Source organism: Parageobacillus galactosidasius (assembly GCF_002217735.1).
GTDB classification, from domain to species: Bacteria; Bacillota; Bacilli; order Bacillales; family Anoxybacillaceae; genus Parageobacillus_B; species Parageobacillus_B toebii.
In genome coordinates this window covers 1,402,979-1,417,273 of sequence record NZ_NDYL01000002.1, presented here as the reverse complement: position 1 = coordinate 1,417,273, position 14,295 = coordinate 1,402,979, and the positions used below count along the sequence as shown (strand labels likewise).

General features: G+C 40.0%; 16 protein-coding genes, 16 tRNA genes and 1 pseudogene. 30 read left to right on the top strand and 3 right to left on the bottom strand.

The genetic code is table 11. The features are described 5' to 3' along the window. Window positions 1–17: 17 nt before the first annotated feature. Entirely contained in the window at window positions 18–920 is a 903-nt protein-coding gene (locus tag B9L23_RS16780) for a DMT family transporter (RefSeq protein ID WP_015864923.1), read from the top strand. On the opposite strand, the gene B9L23_RS16775 is transcribed toward B9L23_RS16780, so the two are convergent. Continuing rightward, window positions 897–1,718, bottom strand: coding sequence for a protein-glutamine gamma-glutamyltransferase (locus B9L23_RS16775; protein ID WP_081189112.1), 822 nt, complete (start codon window positions 1,716–1,718; stop codon window positions 897–899). The genes B9L23_RS16780 and B9L23_RS16775 overlap by 24 nt on opposite strands. A gap of 977 nt (window positions 1,719–2,695) precedes the next feature. Here B9L23_RS16775 and B9L23_RS20615 point away from each other — a divergent pair. From B9L23_RS20615 to B9L23_RS16685, 19 genes are all read left to right on the top strand, one after another. Then, window positions 2,696–2,842: a hypothetical protein gene (locus B9L23_RS20615; RefSeq protein WP_169712580.1), complete on the top strand. Its 147-nt coding sequence runs from the start codon at window positions 2,696–2,698 to the stop codon at window positions 2,840–2,842. Window positions 2,843–2,943: 101 nt separating this feature from the next. Further along, window positions 2,944–3,018 (top strand) — tRNA-Asn (locus B9L23_RS16770). A gap of 4 nt (window positions 3,019–3,022) precedes the next feature. Continuing rightward, a tRNA-Ser gene (locus B9L23_RS16765) sits at window positions 3,023–3,113 on the top strand. Window positions 3,114–3,129: 16 nt separating this feature from the next. Further along, window positions 3,130–3,201, top strand: a tRNA-Glu gene (locus B9L23_RS16760). A gap of 12 nt (window positions 3,202–3,213) precedes the next feature. Beyond that, window positions 3,214–3,289 (top strand) — tRNA-Val (locus B9L23_RS16755). Window positions 3,290–3,296: 7 nt separating this feature from the next. After that, window positions 3,297–3,373 (top strand) — tRNA-Met (locus B9L23_RS16750). Between the two features lie 5 nt (window positions 3,374–3,378). Further along, window positions 3,379–3,454 (top strand) — tRNA-Asp (locus tag B9L23_RS16745). A gap of 155 nt (window positions 3,455–3,609) precedes the next feature. After that, a tRNA-Phe gene (locus B9L23_RS16740) sits at window positions 3,610–3,685 on the top strand. Window positions 3,686–3,863: 178 nt separating this feature from the next. Next, a tRNA-Thr gene (locus B9L23_RS16735) sits at window positions 3,864–3,939 on the top strand. 7 nt (window positions 3,940–3,946) lie between these two features. Then, window positions 3,947–4,028 (top strand) — tRNA-Tyr (locus B9L23_RS16730). Window positions 4,029–4,037: 9 nt separating this feature from the next. After that, window positions 4,038–4,111 (top strand) — tRNA-Trp (locus tag B9L23_RS16725). Window positions 4,112–4,128: 17 nt separating this feature from the next. Next, window positions 4,129–4,201 (top strand) — tRNA-His (locus B9L23_RS16720). Between the two features lie 16 nt (window positions 4,202–4,217). Further along, window positions 4,218–4,292, top strand: a tRNA-Gln gene (locus tag B9L23_RS16715). Window positions 4,293–4,302: 10 nt separating this feature from the next. Further along, window positions 4,303–4,374, top strand: a tRNA-Gly gene (locus B9L23_RS16710). Between the two features lie 7 nt (window positions 4,375–4,381). Further along, window positions 4,382–4,455: transfer RNA gene (locus B9L23_RS16705), tRNA-Cys, on the top strand. Window positions 4,456–4,466: 11 nt separating this feature from the next. Then, a tRNA-Leu gene (locus B9L23_RS16700) sits at window positions 4,467–4,552 on the top strand. Window positions 4,553–4,608: 56 nt separating this feature from the next. Continuing rightward, window positions 4,609–4,691, top strand: a tRNA-Leu gene (locus B9L23_RS16695). Between the two features lie 133 nt (window positions 4,692–4,824). Then, the gene (locus B9L23_RS16690; protein ID WP_081189982.1) at window positions 4,825–5,247 is read left to right on the top strand and encodes a site-specific integrase; all 423 of its coding nucleotides are present in this window, start codon (window positions 4,825–4,827) and stop codon (window positions 5,245–5,247) included. Further along, window positions 5,241–5,618, top strand: coding sequence for a tyrosine-type recombinase/integrase (locus tag B9L23_RS16685; RefSeq protein WP_089098048.1), 378 nt, complete (start codon window positions 5,241–5,243; stop codon window positions 5,616–5,618). Before B9L23_RS16690 ends, B9L23_RS16685 begins: the two co-directional genes overlap by 7 nt. A 59-nt stretch (window positions 5,619–5,677) precedes the next feature. Here the strand turns inward: B9L23_RS16685 and B9L23_RS21470 are convergent, their stop codons facing one another. Then, window positions 5,678–5,800, bottom strand: a complete 123-nt coding sequence (locus B9L23_RS21470; RefSeq protein ID WP_255265204.1) for a hypothetical protein — start codon at window positions 5,798–5,800, stop codon at window positions 5,678–5,680. A 195-nt stretch (window positions 5,801–5,995) separates the two neighbouring features. Between B9L23_RS21470 and B9L23_RS20170 the strand changes: the two are divergent. The 10 genes and pseudogenes from B9L23_RS20170 to B9L23_RS21205 form a co-directional block, all read left to right on the top strand. Beyond that, a pseudogene (locus B9L23_RS20170) lies at window positions 5,996–6,118 on the top strand (IS256 family transposase); the annotation flags it as partial. A 393-nt stretch (window positions 6,119–6,511) separates the two neighbouring features. Next, on the top strand, window positions 6,512–6,922 hold the full coding sequence (locus B9L23_RS16680; protein WP_015374305.1) for an RrF2 family transcriptional regulator: 411 nt from the start codon (window positions 6,512–6,514) through the stop codon (window positions 6,920–6,922). 116 nt (window positions 6,923–7,038) lie between these two features. Continuing rightward, entirely contained in the window at window positions 7,039–8,151 is a 1,113-nt protein-coding gene (gene mnmA, locus B9L23_RS16675) for a tRNA 2-thiouridine(34) synthase MnmA (RefSeq protein ID WP_089098047.1), read from the top strand. A gap of 224 nt (window positions 8,152–8,375) precedes the next feature. Beyond that, complete coding sequence (locus B9L23_RS16670; RefSeq protein WP_020961348.1) at window positions 8,376–9,320, top strand: LLM class oxidoreductase; 945 nt, start codon at window positions 8,376–8,378, stop codon at window positions 9,318–9,320. Between the two features lie 62 nt (window positions 9,321–9,382). Next, window positions 9,383–10,027: an SDR family oxidoreductase gene (locus tag B9L23_RS16665; RefSeq protein ID WP_015864901.1), complete on the top strand. Its 645-nt coding sequence runs from the start codon at window positions 9,383–9,385 to the stop codon at window positions 10,025–10,027. Between the two features lie 33 nt (window positions 10,028–10,060). Next, window positions 10,061–10,909 carry a sugar phosphate isomerase/epimerase family protein gene (locus B9L23_RS16660; protein ID WP_062755099.1) on the top strand — a complete coding sequence of 283 codons (849 nt, stop codon included), beginning with the start codon at window positions 10,061–10,063 and terminating at the stop codon, window positions 10,907–10,909. A 497-nt stretch (window positions 10,910–11,406) separates the two neighbouring features. Continuing rightward, window positions 11,407–11,865: a LytTR family DNA-binding domain-containing protein gene (locus B9L23_RS16655; protein ID WP_047818056.1), complete on the top strand. Its 459-nt coding sequence runs from the start codon at window positions 11,407–11,409 to the stop codon at window positions 11,863–11,865. Beyond that, a complete protein-coding gene (locus B9L23_RS16650) occupies window positions 11,862–12,272 on the top strand; it encodes a DUF3021 domain-containing protein (protein WP_015864898.1) in 411 nt (136 codons plus the stop codon). Before B9L23_RS16655 ends, B9L23_RS16650 begins: the two co-directional genes overlap by 4 nt. Window positions 12,273–12,386: 114 nt before the next feature. Next, window positions 12,387–12,551: a hypothetical protein gene (locus B9L23_RS20610; RefSeq protein ID WP_015864897.1), complete on the top strand. Its 165-nt coding sequence runs from the start codon at window positions 12,387–12,389 to the stop codon at window positions 12,549–12,551. Window positions 12,552–12,705: 154 nt separating this feature from the next. Then, on the top strand, window positions 12,706–13,191 hold the full coding sequence (locus B9L23_RS21205) for a processed acidic surface protein (protein WP_089098046.1): 486 nt from the start codon (window positions 12,706–12,708) through the stop codon (window positions 13,189–13,191). 118 nt (window positions 13,192–13,309) lie between these two features. On the opposite strand, the gene B9L23_RS16640 is transcribed toward B9L23_RS21205, so the two are convergent. Beyond that, the gene (locus tag B9L23_RS16640) at window positions 13,310–14,263 is read right to left on the bottom strand and encodes a cation diffusion facilitator family transporter (RefSeq protein WP_089098045.1); all 954 of its coding nucleotides are present in this window, start codon (window positions 14,261–14,263) and stop codon (window positions 13,310–13,312) included. Between the last annotated feature and the right edge of the window lie 32 nt (window positions 14,264–14,295).

Here is a 14,295-nt window from a genome sequence, read left to right as displayed (position 1 = left end):
TTTAAGGGGGATGGACAATGAAATCATCAAGTTTATGGAAACCATACTTTGCATTGTTTGTCGGAGTAATCTCCGTATCTACTTCCGCCATTCTTGTGAAATGGGCGCATGCTCCTGCCTCCGTCATTGCATTTTATCGTTTGTTTTTTACTGTGCTATTCATGACACCACTTTTTGTGAAATATGTTTCCGAATTAAAAATGATCTCGAAACGAGAATGGATATTTTCCATCATCTCTGGTGTGCTCTTAGCGTTTCATTTTATTCTTTGGTTTGAGTCATTAAACTATACTTCTGTAACGAGTTCGGTTGTACTTGTAACGTTACAACCGTTGTTTGCATTTATTGGCGGATATGTCTTTTTTAAAGAACGATTGACAGCGGGATCGTTTCTTAGCGCATTATTAGCTATTGTTGGAAGCATTATCATTAGTTGGGGTGACTTCCGAATTAGCGGTAAAGCATTATTTGGTGATATACTAGCGCTTTTGGCATGTGCAATGGTAACAGGGTATTGGCTGTTTGGTCAAGAGTTACGAAAACGCCTGTCATTAATGACATATACATATATTGTATACGGAATTAGTTCTTTGACGCTCTTTCTTTATGTGCTTGCTTTTCAATTTCCGTTGTTTTCATATAGAAAAATAGATTGGATTTGCTTTATTTTGCTGGCGATTGTGCCAACGTTGCTCGGACATTCACTGATGAACTGGTCGGTAAAATGGGTAAGTGCTGCAACCATTTCGATGAGCATTTTATTTGAGCCAGTCGGTGCAACAATATTAGCTTACTTTTTGCTTGGAGAGATCATTCAACCGTCCCAATTGATGGGGGGGATTTTCATTTTAACAGGAATCGGAACATATTTGTGGGGAGAAAATCGAAAAGGGTCGCTACCAATACAAGAAAGTAGCTGACCCAAGCGTCCCGGTAATGAAATATTTCTTGTTAATGGGAAGACGATAGCCTCCGGGGGTGCTAGAAAACTGAGATAAATAAATAAAATCGACTCTTGTCGTTTGCGGAAGCAAGTAGGCTGATTTTGTAGCATCTTTTTTCCTTTTTTTATTTAAAGCGGCGATGATTTCTTCTGACGTTTTAATCCCGATTCCATGCCCGTAATGCAGGTCGTTTCCTAAATAGATCGTATTTTCTCCCTGCCACTGCGGCGTTTGCGGATCGAATTCAGGGTTTTTAAAATAAAGACAGTCGCCTGGGAGATAGTCTTCTCCCTTTTTTGTTTTTACTCCTAAGTCTTGATCGACATGCCAATCGTATAATAAGAGATTGGAAAACAGCCTATTAAATGTCTGTTTATCCATAACATCCAATACTGCCTTGTAAAACACGATAACGATGGCGGTAGCGCACTCAAAGGCGTATAAATGGCTGTTTATGAAAATATCGTTTATCGCATCTGAGGGAAGCACGCCTTCTTTTAATTGGAAACCTCCCAACTCATTTTTTATCCAAAATTGCTCATTGCATTTTGAAAGACGAAAAATAGCAAACCTTACTTTGCTTTTTGCGAGCGAGATGGCCGTATCGATAATGCGATCGCGCAAAATAATTTCAAACAAAAGTTGATGTTCGTTTTTATATACGTAGGTTTCTGGTGATTTTAATAATGCTTCAAATATTTTTTCTTGCTTTTTTGAAAGAGAAGAATGCGCGAGAAAGTCGTTATACACAATCGTATCTTGAATTTTAATCATATTTTCCTCCTTAACAACAAGTTATTCACATGTTATTCACAAATTATCCACATTATTAACATGAGAGGAGATCGGCTCATTTAGTAAATTCAAAGTAAGATGTTTTGTTTTTTATCGAACGAATCGATGAAAAACGGCAATATTATTTAATTTATATGTATGAGATATGTGTAATTATTATGTTTATAAAGCGGTGTATAGTTGATTTGTAATAAATAATTCGGTTAAAGTTGTAATCGTAAACAGTTGAAATGAGAATGTCCAATTCCGATTGTTGTGAAAAAGTTAATTGCGCCATTTAAATAAATTTGAAGGAACAAAAAAATATAAAAAAGGGGTTGCATTTTTTAGATTAAGGTGTTATATTAAATAGCGTCGCTAATGAATTAATTGAACAATCTTGATAACGAAAAAAATTAGTTGACAATAAAAAAACGCTGTGATATTATTAAGAAGCTGTTTTGAGTAGCAAATGTTCTTTGAAAACTGAACAAAACGAAGCGTCCACAACGAAAAGCTGAAGTGCTGCGATCAGCTCTCGAAGCCAAATGTTCTTCACCCGCTGAAGTGCTTGCACTTCGAGGGGGAAGGTTATTTGGCACAAGAGAGCTAGGCGCTGAAGCTGGACAATAAGAAAAGCTGAAGTGCTTGACACCTTCGGTGTCGGTGCCGAATTAAATAAGCCAATCAACTTTCTTTTTGGAGAGTTTGATCCTGGCTCAGGACGAACGCTGGCGGCGTGCCTAATACATGCAAGTCGAGCGGACCGAACGGAAGCTTGCTTCTGTTCGGGATGAGATTTCCCATCGCGTCAAGCGAGTAAGATCCCTCGAAGATGACGAGGTCGATAGGTCCGAGGTGGAAGCGTGGCGACACGTGGAGCTGACGGATACTAATCGATCGAGGACTTAACCAAGCGGAAAAGCGGAGGCGAGCGCTTAGCGCCAAAAGGAAAATGTTCTTCCGACGAGACATGCTTGCATGTCGACGGAGGAAGGTTATTTTCCGGAAGGCGCTGCGAGCCGGAGCTGGACAAAGCGAAAAGCGGAGGCGACTGTTTAGCCGCCTATGCAAAACGGCTTCTTCCAAACAGACGGTTATCTAGTTTTGAGGGAATGAAATAAATAAAAAAACTCTTGACATGGTAATATTGGTCATTATAATAATATTTGTCCAATCAATGAAAAAGTTTATAACAATTTATTATATAACTCCTTCATATTATTCCGCAGTAGCTCAGTGGTAGAGCAATCGGCTGTTAACCGATTGGTCGCAGGTTCGAATCCTGCCTGCGGAGCCATCTTGGAGAGCTGTCCGAGTGGTCGAAGGAGCACGATTGGAAATCGTGTAGGCGCGAATAGCGCCTCAAGGGTTCGAATCCCTTGCTCTCCGCCACTAATTTTGTTACTATGGCCCGTTGGTCAAGTGGTTAAGACACCGCCCTTTCACGGCGGTAACACGGGTTCGAATCCCGTACGGGTCACTTTCTTTTTGTGGAGGATTAGCTCAGCTGGGAGAGCACTTGCCTTACAAGCAAGGGGTCGGCGGTTCGATCCCGTCATCCTCCACCATCATCGTCGCGGGGTGGAGCAGTCCGGTAGCTCGTCGGGCTCATAACCCGAAGGTCGCAGGTTCAAATCCTGCCCCCGCAACCAATATTGGTCCCGTAGTGTAGTGGTTAACATGCCTGCCTGTCACGCAGGAGATCGCGGGTTCGAGTCCCGTCGGGACCGCCACAATGGAATTAATGCTAATTAAAAAAATGGCTCGGTAGCGACGAGCGATACTTCCATGAATATGCTGCGAGTTGTCCCGACGCATCTAACATCGCTGAATGAGCTAGAAGAGGAAGGGACACGACAACACAGAATTTAAATTAAGATAATAAAATGGCTCGGTAGCTCAGTCGGTAGAGCAAAGGACTGAAAATCCTTGTGTCGGCGGTTCGATTCCGTCCCGAGCCACCATTTACTCTTTAAATAAGTTTGAAGTTTTTCTGGCTGATGTGCCGACTTAGCTCAACTGGTAGAGACGAGCTTAAGCTTTTATGAATTTGCTCCGAGTTGTCCCGATGCATCTAACATCATTGAATAAGCTAGCAGAGGAAGGGACACAAAAAACTAAGGGTATATCAATGTTTCTTATGCCGACTTAGCTCAATTGGTAGAGCAACTGAATCGTAATCAGTAGGTTGCGGGTTCAAGTCCTGCAGTCGGCACCATGGTTACGGAGGGGTAGCGAAGTGGCCAAACGCGGCGGACTGTAAATCCGCTCCCTTTGGGTTCGGCGGTTCGAATCCGTCCCCCTCCATTTTATACTAGGGGCATAGTTTAATGGTAGAACAGAGGTCTCCAAAACCTCCGGTGTGGGTTCGATTCCTACTGCCCCTGCCATAAAATAAATATGTATGGCGACTATGGCGAAGTGGTTAACGCACCAGATTGTGGCTCTGGCATGCGTGGGTTCGATTCCCACTAGTCGCCCTTCCTTCTATTTTTTTGGGGTATAGCCAAGCGGTAAGGCAACGGACTTTGACTCCGTGATGCGTTGGTTCGAATCCAGCTACCCCAGCCATGATCACGATGCGGAAGTAGTTCAGTGGTAGAACACCACCTTGCCAAGGTGGGGGTCGCGGGTTCGAGTCCCGTCTTCCGCTTCCCTGCGGCGGCATAGCCAAGTGGTAAGGCAGAGGTCTGCAAAACCTTTATCCCCGGTTCGAATCCGGGTGCCGCCTCCATATATGGCAGAGCCGGGGTGGCGGAATTGGCAGACGCACAGGACTTAAAATCCTGGGGTAGGTAACTACCGTGCCGGTTCGAGTCCGGCCCTCGGCATGAAATAAACAGTTGACTTTATATTATTTGTAATGTAAAATTATATACGTCTTTACGCCGATGTGGCGGAATTGGCAGACGCGCACGACTCAAAATCGTGTGGGCTTTGCCCGTGTGGGTTCGACTCCCACCATCGGCATCGAAAATAGGGAGAAGGCTTTAGGATCAAGGGTTCTCACGAATGTGGGAACCCTTTCTTTATTTTTACCGAATACGATTCGAGTAAGAAAAATCGTGTGCGACTAATCGTGTTCGGTGAGGTGAAATGGAAAATGAAAAAAATAGAAAATGAGAGAAAATTGCAGAGAAAGAGCAGGAGAGGAAGAAGAGGAGAGTTGAGTCGTGAGGAGTTGTTGCTAATATCTGACGACAACACAGAAATTGAATACACATTTGAGGAATTGTTAGAGATATTTATTGAGGATTGCGAACTAAGAAATTTGCGGGAACATACGATTTATTACCGCAGTGAGTTAAATGCGTTTATAAAACTGCTGAAAGAGCAAGAAATCGAATTACGTGTAAACGAATGGACAGGAGAAACCATTAAGCGAAATGTCATTATGTACATGAAAGAAAAAGGTCTTAAGACAGTCAGTATCAATTCCCGTTTGAGGGCTTTAAGGGCGTTTTTTAACTTTTTGGAAGGACGAAATCTCATAAAAAGCAATCCGATGAAAGACATCAATTGCTGAGGGATAGAAAAAGGATTGTAGAAACATTTGATAACCAGCAGATAAAGGCGTTATTTAAAGCATGCAACCTTCGCACGTTTGTAGGTTTAAGGGATTATACGATTATGATGTTGCTGTTGGAAACAGGGGTTCGAGTAAATGAATTAGTAAGTATAAAAACAACGGATATTATTTGGGAGCAAAAAGTCATCCGCATTCGAAACACAAAAGGTCGCTTCGAACGTTTTGTTCCTATTCAAGATACACTGTTGTATTGTCACTACGATAGTGAACCATATTTAGGTAAATCCAGCTATAAAAATGACGTACAAACTGACATCAGTTTCAGTTTTGGTACGTCATTTATTACTTTTATAACAATATTTATCTGAATTTTTATTAAAATTTTGCTGCTTTTTAGAAGAATGATGTCTATCTAATGTAAATACATTTAATAATTTTCCTCTTTTTTTGATTTTCTAAATAAAAATCTAAATACTAGAAAAACTAAAGCGACAGAAACAAAAATAATAAGAACTGAAGAAGCCTGAAAAAAGAAATCACCAATTCCCATTTTCTATTCCCCCCATTTCTTGATTTAATTTACAATACATAAAGATTATAACATATTGAATTTAATTAATCGTTAATTTTTCTGATAAATCGATGATGTATAAAAGTTTGTGTAAAGCATTTTGCTAGAACAAAAGAAAAAAGGTATTCTCTGATTTGGACCACAACACATTCCAGAGAAAGGAGAACCCTACCTATATCTAAAAGTATACCGAATGTCGACTGGGCAAATCAACTGGAAAGTGTCATTCGTCAGTTTGTAAAGGAAAAATTAGAACTGATCATGCGGGAAGAAATCAAGAATTTCCTCGAAATAGAACACGATGTAATAAATTTAAAATATATTTCGAGTTGTTAACTCTGTAAAAAAGAATAAGGACACAAGAATTATAGCCCCTATCTTCATATTTACGATTAAGTATCAAAATTGGTGCAATAAATATATGCTATCTCCCATGGGAGAACGGAAATTCTTCTTTAATCTGTGGTGCCGCGAAGCGATGGGCTAATGGGACAGTTTAGTTGAAGAAGGGGAATTGTACAAAGAGACAGAATATTACAAGTAAAAAGCTCTTGGGGGAAGTGTGAAGATGAAAATTGAAGATATATATAATGATTTACCAACACTCGAAACTGAAGGACTTTAGAAATTATTTGCAATTGACAATATCAACTGTAATCATTATTATTACAGTTAGGAGGAAGGTTCATTATGAATAGCGATTTTTCGATTGCCGTTCACTGCGTCGCTTACCTGGCCCAAAAGCAAAGCCAACGAGTGACCAGTGAAGACATTGCCCAAAGTGTTTCTGTCCACCCAGCAAGATTAAGGAAAATTTTGAGCATATTAAGGAAAGAAAATATTATTACTTCTAAAGAAGGGGCAAAAGGCGGATTCTCTTTAAACGATTCACCGGAACATATTACGTTAGACAAAATATTTAAAATCACTAGTGAGGAAACGCTTGTACCGAAATGCCCTGATTCCAATGAGAATTGTCCAATAGGCAGAAACCTATCAAATATACTCATTCGCGTTTTTCACAATGCGGAAGAACACTTTTTAAATTATTTAAAAGGTGTAACGATCAAAGATATCATTGATGAAATCAATAGTAGTTAGGTTTTCATGCCTGAAACAAAAGTACGACTAATGCTTTTATGTTAGTTGTGCTCCATAAATTTTTTTTTAAACATAACTGTAACAAAAAATATTTCAGTTTAAGAAGGTGAATAAGGTTGAAGAAAAAACGGGTTGTCGTTGGAATGTCGGGTGGGGTTGATTCCTCTGTGGCAGCCTACCTTTTAAAACAAGAGGGGTATGACGTAATCGGTGTATTTATGAAAAATTGGGATGACACTAATGACGATGGTGTATGTACAGCAACGGAAGATTACGAAGATGTTAAGAGAGTTGCCAATCAACTCGGGATTCCTTATTACAGTGTGAACTTCGAAAAAGAATATTGGGATCGTGTGTTTACGTACTTTATAGATGAGTTGAAACGGGGGCGAACACCAAATCCAGATGTTTTATGCAATACAGAAATTAAGTTTAAAGCGTTTGTTGACTACGCTCTTTCACTAGATGCTGATTATATCGCGACAGGCCATTACGCAAGAATCAGCAGAGAAAATGGCCAAATCGCCTTATTGCGTGGAAAAGATCCCAATAAAGATCAAACGTATTTTCTTAGCCAATTAACAGCAGAGCATTTGTCAAAAGTCCTGTTTCCTATTGGAGAATTAACGAAAGATGAAGTACGAAAAATCGCTCAAGAATTGAACCTTGTTAACGCCAATAAAAAAGATAGTACAGGAATCTGTTTTATTGGAGAAAGAAATTTCAAAAGCTTTTTAAAGAATTATTTACCGGCACAGCCCGGAGAAATTCGTTCTCTAGATGGAGAAGTGCTAGGTACTCATGATGGGTTGATGTACTATACGATTGGCCAACGAAAAGGACTTGGAATCGGTGGAAAAGGAACAGGGGAACCTTGGTATGTCGTCGATAAAGATTTAGAAAACAACGTTTTACTCGTCGCTCAAGGTAAAAATCATCCTGCTCTGTTTTCTACCGGTCTTATTGCATCGAACATTAGCTTTATTAACGGGGATGTTCGTCCACGTACATTTGCATGTACAGCTAAATTCAGATACCGTCAAGAAGATCAGAAAGTAACCGTTCATATTCGTCCGAATGGAACGGCTTTTGTGGAATTCGAAAAACCAGTTAAAGCTGTTACTCCAGGACAAGTAGCGGTATTTTATGACAATGATGTTTGTCTTGGCAGTGCGATTATTGACGAAGTGATAAAAATGGATGCTTCAACTGCCACTGCGGCATCTTAAAACAATACACTATTTGACTATAGAATGACACCCTGTATGCACGCTATCTTGTCAGGAATAATAAGTGCTGTGATAAGGAATAAATCTCGGGGAATTTTATCGGCTATCATACAAAGAGTAACTACAAAACATCATACTGAATCATCTTTAAGATATTTTATGTTTTGATGGAACGTTTTTCTAGATACAACGAAATTAAAAAATAATTGGAAGGTAGATGTGAAATGGAAAAATTTAAAAATCACAAAGGGTATTCACGCATGTATCAAGAAAACAAACTAACTTTAGGATTGTTCTTTCCGATTGAATCGTATATGGGCGATGTCCCTGAGATGAATATAGAAAAACAAATGAAGTTAGCCAAACGAGCAGAAGAACTCAATTTCGCTTCATTATTTGTGAGAGATGTACCGTTGCGCGATCCTAATTTCGGGGATGTCGGGCAAATATATGACCCGTTTACGTATTTAGGGTATGTTGCTGCCAACACAGAAAAGATTGCCTTGGGAACGGGAAGTATTATTTTAACATTGCGCCATCCTCTTCATGTCGCAAAAGCGGCGGCTTCTGTAGACAGATTATCTGGTGAAAGACTTATTCTCGGTGTCGCAACAGGTGACCGTCCAATCGAGTTTCCAGCATTCTCTGTGAATCCAGAAGATCGGAGCGAATTATTCCGAGAAGCAATTGGTGTCATGAAAAAAGCATGGAAAGAGCATTTTCCTGTCATTGACTCTTTACGAGTGCATATGACAAATGGAGATCTTTTGCCAAAACCGAAATTGTCAGACATACCAGTAATGGTGACAGGTCACAGTGGACAGTCTCCTGAATGGATTGCTGAACATAGTGATGGTTGGATTTACTATCCACGTGCACTCAAATTTCAAAGAGCATTAATCGAGAATTGGCGTTCGTTAACAGAGGAATTTAAGCCATTTACCCAATCGCTTTATGTTGATTTGGCGGAAGACCCATATCATGTACCAATACCGATTCATCTTGGATTCCGTACAGGCCGCGTTTTCCTTATCGAATTTCTTGAAGCTTTACGAGATGCAGGTGTGAACCATGTCATCATCAACTTAAAATATGGCCAACGCCCAGTAGAAGAAGTGATCGAAGAATTAGGTGAATTTGTGCTTCCACACTTTCCGGCTTTATCATGATGAGGACAATCCATTTGGTTGATAACCTTTAAAGACGTAAATATAAGAAAGGGAGGATGCGTATGAAAGTTTTGGTCATTGGTGCCAACGGAAAAGTAGGCCAACAAGTGGTGAGCATGCTTCATGCGCATGAGCGGCACACCGTTCGTGCAATGGTTCGAAAACAAGAGCAATTGGAGGCTTTTCAGAAAAAAGGAATTGAAGCGGTACTCGCTGATCTTGAAGGTACTGTCGATGAAATTGCCGAAGCAGCCAAAGGCTGTGACGCGATTGTATTTTCCGCCGGTTCAGGTGGACACACAGGAGCGGATAAGACATTGCTTGTCGATTTAGACGGTGCCGTAAAAGCGATGGAAGCTGCAGAAAAAGTCGGAATTAAACGATTTGTCATGGTGAGCTCATTCCAGGCCCACAACCGTGAGAACTGGCCAGAAAACCTCAAACCTTATTATGTCGCTAAACATTATGCTGACCGTATGTTAATGAATAGTGGTTTAAATTATACAATTATTCGTCCTGGATATCTTCTTAATGAAAAAGGCACAGGGTTGGTTGCTGTAGCAGAAAACTTAAATGTCGGGAGCATTCCACGCGAAGATGTAGCAAGAACAATCGTTCAATCTCTTGATGAACCAAATACGTATAAAAAAGCATTCGATTTAATGTCAGGGGATACAGAGATTGCGGAAGCATTGAAATCACTGTAATGAAGCATTCATCCGAAGGGAGAATTTAGAAACATGGCTTACAAATTTTATGCAATGGATTTTGCTTTTTATAACTCCATGGGCATTTATAGCTTTGAAGCTCGGTGTGAAATGCTAAAAGAGATCGGGTATGATGCGACCCATTTATCCGTCTGGCACGGAGAACGGTGGAGAGATGTAGAGAAGCTGAAAAACGTTAAGGAGAAATATGGACTGGATGTCGCTGGCGTGTACGTTGTGTTAGACCTTTCATTAGGTGAGGACCATCCAAGAAATACGGGTATTTTAAAAATGCTGGAGATCATGGAAGGATGCTCCACGGTCGAGCTGGCGATTCAATCTGTCGGACATCATATACGCCCTTCAGACCCTAAAGGGGACGACATCGCTGTGAAGTGGCTGGAAAAAGCACTGAAGATTGCGGAACGAAGAAACATTAATATCTTACTTTACACACACTTATCATTCTGGGTTGAACGCCATGAAGATGCAGTAAGACTTTGCAAGCGTCTCAATCATCCTAATCTCGGCATTGTATTTTGCGGCTACCATTGGTACGCAGTCGATGGAACAAACCTATTAGGTACGCTTAGAGCGGTATCCCCTTACTTAAAACAAGTAAACATTTCTGGCAGCCGCCGAGATCCTCACGGTTTTGGGGGAGTGGCGACAATCGAGCCTTTGGATGTCGGGGAGTTAGATAATTTTGCGTTGCTTGGACAGCTTAAAAAGATGGGCTATAATGGGATGATTGGCTACCAAGGTTGGGGTGAAGGAGGCGACGCTTACAGCAAGCTAAGCCGTTCACTCAAAGCGTTCCGCGATATGGAGCGTAGACTTGAGGCACACCCACATTGGGCGGATTTAAGATTAACTCCATAATCATTCCTTCATCCGCTCCTTTGATTGACTCGTTTAAAGGATACAGGTTGGCTAAATAATAATACCTGTCAAATAGATACGTATAAAAGAGTGAACCTTATGCGGCAAGAGTTCGGCATTCCACCGGACTCTTGCCGTATTTTGTTTATATTCGTTTTTCGTTATAGTTGGATAGAGACAAGGGATTCCACTTATGTGGAATTCCTTGTTTTTTTATTTGCCGAATACGATTTCAGAGTAGAGATCTTTCACTATGTCGTAAATAAAGGAAAAAATCAATCGCCGTGCTAGGTGGTCTTTTTGGGCCAGATCGTCCAGTTTCATCGAAGTTTCGGTATAGCGCCGAGGTGGGAGAGGTTCATGTATCGTATGCATTTCAAGGGACGATTTTTGCCGGATGGGATGGAAAAACAACCTTTTACCTTTATCATGAAGACAACAGCTAGCATAACGAATACAATTTAATAAAAAAGATGAATGTAAAGGAGGCGGGCAGAATGAAAGTGTCTTTGGATATTGACAGCGATTACGCTGAGACAATCGTGACCATTCACTGTAAGGAAGTAGATGACACGATTAAAGAAATTCTTGATTTTTTAAAAGGGATGGAGACGGAATTTATTGTCGGAAAAAATGGTGATATGCATTATATATTAAAGCCAAATGAGATCCATTTTTTTCGTGCTCATGGGGATAGCATCGAGGCGGTGACAGCCGAGGGAACATTTAAATTGAAGGAAAAGCTGTATGAGCTCGAAAAATTGCTTCCCTCTAACAAGTTTGTTCGCATTTCTAAGTCGGTCATTGTAAATCTCTATGAGTTGAGCCGGTTTGAAGCATCGTTCAATGGCACTCTATGCGTTTATTTTAAATCAGGAGTGAAAGAGTACGTTTCTCGACGTTATGTTCATGCCATCAAAAAAGCATTAAAAATGAATAGGGGGAAAAAAGAATGAAAAAATTCTTATACAGAAGCATCATCGGGATATTGATCGGTTCCTTTATCGCAGTAGTGGTAACTAGCTCTATCATCTATTTCGGTCATTTCCCTGTCATTAATGGTGAAGAATTTATAAAAAACTCATTTGGGAGCATATTTTGTGGATGGTTTTTTGCCGTATCTTCGCTTTATTTTGAATTAGAATCGCTCCGTCTGTCGCAACAAACGGCATTGCACTTTGTTACAGTAATTGTTTTATATTTTATCCTGTCCTTGGGAATTGGGTGGATCCCGTTTGATTTGAAAAACATCCTTATTTCAGCAGCTATATTTATTGTAGTCTATTTAGTTATATGGGGTTGCTACTATTTATATTTCAAAAACTTAGCAAATCAAATGAATGAAGATTTAGAGAAAATATAAATAAATATCCCCTTCAGTCAGGATCGGATTTTCACAGTTTGGTCCTTTGTTTGCTGATGCGGATAAAAAAACATTAATAATAAAAGTGAAATAGGAGAGGAGTTGAAATGAACAATGGCAAACAAGCAAATGACTGCAGATGAAATTTTGGAAGCGATCCAAAAAATGAGCAATGAAGAACGTTGGAAATTGCTTGATAAGATGTACGACCTGTATTATTCCAAAGAGCATTTGATAATAAAAGCAAAACGTAAATATTTAGAAGAGGACGACTATTGACGAGCAAGCCTAAGCTAATTGCCTAGGCTTTTCTTTTTTTTGTTCATTATGAAATTTATTACATTAATGTTATATATTTTACAATATTAAATCATTTTGCTTTCATTTATACTAAACTCGTATATTTATATTATTTTACTATGGGGGTTATTTTATGAAAAAATTGATTCCTTTTGCTGTTGCGGCATCCCTTGCCATCGCAACATTGCCTGCTTCTGCTTTTGCGATTGAATCCAATGATCCTGAGCTCCAAAGCTATCTAAACGAGATCGGTATGACCCAGGAAGAGCTGAAAGAATATTTAGACTACGATGGCTACACATTAGAAGATTTTCAAGATGTCGATGAGCTTCGCAGCGAGCTTGGCGATGTATTGACAGAAGAAAATTTACAACAATTGCTTGAAGATTATGGCTTAACGAAAGAGGAATTAAAACAACTTCTTATCGATAAAACGGTCGCTGGAGAGTTTACCTACAAAGTCCGTAAAGTGCGAATTGTAGACGCTGATGACAGAACCGTGATTGTGCCAAAACCAAAAGCCACATTAACCGTATCCACGTGCTATCCATTCGGCTACATCGGCGCAGCACCGAAGCGGTATATCCTTGTCGCTAACTTAGTGGAGGCAAGGAATTGATGTCTTATCCCTTTATCTCTATCAAATGTGAGTCAAAAATCCTTTTACATGAAAAAACCCCACAGAGTTTCTGTGGGGTTTTTTAGTTGGTATCATTTGCCTCGAAGGTTTATTTGACTTACATTTTTGTTTTCGTTTTCTGAAGCAAAAACTCTTTTCCATAGCTGCCGTGATCGTGAATCATCGCATGCTCAACCTGGATGGTCGTATGTTTGATTCCGTATTTTTTGTTTAGCATCTCGTTAATGGCCAAGATGACACAAAACGGCTGGATATGCTCGCTGATAAATACGTGTGCGGTTAATGAATAGTGGTCGGTGGAAACGGCCCATAAGTGCATGTCGTGTACATCTTCGACTCCTTCGACTTGGCGGATGTCCTCTCTAATCTGGTCGAGATGAAACTGATCAGGCACCGCTTCCATTAAGATGAGATACGATTCGCGAATAATTTTTGCCCCGCCTGTGAAGATGATGGCAGCAATAATAATGCTGATAAGCGGGTCAAAAAAATAAAAACCAGTAAAATAAATGAGTATTGCTGAAATAATGACACCGATGGAGCTAAGAAGATCTCCGATAAAATGCCATAAGGCGCTTTTAATATTTAAGTTTTCCTCTTCTTTTGTACTTCGGCTAAGGACAATGGTCAATATGAGATTCACAATGAAACCAATCGAGGAAATAGTCAGCATTAAGCGAAAATCGATTGGTTCGGGAGAAATGAATCGTTTAATCCCTTCCCAAAAAATCCCAACGGAAATAATAGCCAACGTAAGACCGTTTAAAAAGGACGTAATAATTTCAAATCGCAAATAGCCGAACGTAAATCGATGATTTGGCGGACGCGTGGCAAGGTAAAGAGCGATCATGCTAAGCCCAAGCGCCAATACGTCAGATGCCATATGGGCAGAGTCGGAAAGCAAAGCCAAGGAATTAGATAATAGTCCTCCAATAATTTCCACAATCGTAAAAAACAATGTTAAACCAAGGGTGATCCAAAGCGTTTTTTTGGATTGATTTTGCGTTTTTACATGAGGAAGATGGTGATAATCGTATTGGATTGGTGACATGGCACACCTCTACTTTATAATAATTATTAGTT